General features: G+C 48.2%; 1 protein-coding gene. It reads left to right on the top strand.

Features of this window, described 5'->3' with window-relative positions:
- A partial coding sequence (locus BMZ78_RS18420; protein ID WP_139203382.1) for a condensation domain-containing protein occupies positions 1-1,138 on the top strand: 1,138 nt, incomplete at both ends.

The following is a 1,138-nucleotide window of genomic DNA, read 5'->3' as shown; positions in this document are numbered from 1 at the left end:
ACTGGAAACAGCCGGAGTTAACAAAAGAAAAATTTATCTCCAATCCGTATGTTCCCGGTGAGCGCATCTATCGAACGGGCGATTTGGCTCGTTGGCTACCGGATGGAACGATAGAGTACCTGGGAAGAATTGATGAGCAAGTAAAGATTCGTGGTTTCCGAATTGAGCTGGGAGAGATCGAATCCCGTTTGCTGGAGCATCCTGCGGTGAAAGAAGCAGCAGTCGTTGCCCATAGAGGAAAAGAAGAAGATGCATTCCTCTGCGCTTACATCGTAGGGGCAGGAGAGTGGAGTGTTCCTGCACTTCGTCGTCATTTGAGCCAATCCTTACCCGAATTTATGATTCCATCGTACTTTGTGGAAATGGAAAAGCTGCCTCTGACGGCAAATGGCAAAGTTGACAAGCGTTCTTTACCTGAACCGGATCAAAATCTGCACACCAAAGAGGCGTATGTTGCCCCCACCAACGCTACGGAGGAGGCCTTGGTTCGGATTTGGCAAGAGGTGCTTGGTGTAGAGCAAGTTGGCATTCATGATCATTTCTTTGAATTAGGCGGACATTCCCTGAAAGCGATGAAGCTGGTTTCCTATATTCATAAAGAAATGGAAGTGGAGTTTTCACTTCAAGAGGTATTCACCTATCCAACGGTCAAAGAGATGGCTGAACGCATTCAGGAAGCTGAAGAAAATCCTTATGCGACCATCGAACCGGTGGAAGGACAGGAATGGTATCCTGTCTCCTCCGCGCAAAAACGGATGTACGTGGTGCATCAGATGGGAGCTGATGACCATAGCACCCATTACAATATGCCTTTGGTAGTGGAATTGAAAGGGCCACTGCAGGTAGAGCGATTACGTCAAGCGGTTCACTCCCTGGTCGAGCGGCATGAGTCGCTTCGGACTTCGTTCCATCTCATCAATGAAGAACTGGTACAGAAGATTCATCCGCAAGATGAAGTCCCATGGACTTTCATCGAAGCAACAGAGGAAGAGGTCAATCAGCAGATCGAGTCTTTCATTCGACCTTTTGACTTAAGTCAAGCCCCGCTGTTCCGTGTGGGATTGATTCGCATTGGGGAAGAGCGTCACATCCTGATGATGGATATGCACCATATCATCTCGGATGGAGTGTCTACCAA

It is taken from the genome of Thermoflavimicrobium dichotomicum, assembly GCF_900114055.1.
Lineage (GTDB): Bacteria > Bacillota > Bacilli > Thermoactinomycetales > Thermoactinomycetaceae > Thermoflavimicrobium > Thermoflavimicrobium dichotomicum.
Note: the sequence above shows the minus strand (reverse complement) of the source record. Positions and strands in the feature narration are given on the sequence as shown.